Annotated in this window: 1 pseudogene; it reads right to left on the bottom strand. The window is 29.6% G+C overall.

What is annotated here, in order from left to right:
* Positions 1-371, bottom strand: a pseudogene (locus CPJCM30710_RS17530) (IS5/IS1182 family transposase); the annotation flags it as partial.

Raw genomic sequence — 371 nt, 5'->3', positions numbered from 1 at the left:
CGAGTATAATATTGTTTTTACTATCAACAGTTCTGTGATCTAAATAAAAAAATCCTTCTGGCTTATTGTCTCTCATCATATAACCGCTGTCTTGATCAGTAGTACTTTTTTTAATTTCTTTTTTTATTACTTCCTTTTTCTTTTCTTTCAAAGGTTTTTTTCCATGATTAATTCTATCTTGATTTACAGCTTCATCTAACTCGTCAAGGTATTCTTTAGGTGATACTTCTACTTCAACTTTTTCAAACTTTCTTTTGTTTGCATTAGCCTTGATATGAGTCGAATCTGCATAAAGTATTTTTCCGCTTACGAGTCCTTTTTCCATAGCTTGAAGAACTATATTATCAAATATCTTTTGTGATACATCAGAA

This window comes from Clostridium polyendosporum, from assembly GCF_018332455.1.
GTDB classification, from domain to species: Bacteria; Bacillota; Clostridia; order Clostridiales; family Clostridiaceae; genus Clostridium_AY; species Clostridium_AY polyendosporum.
Note: the sequence above shows the minus strand (reverse complement) of the source record. Positions and strands in the feature narration are given on the sequence as shown.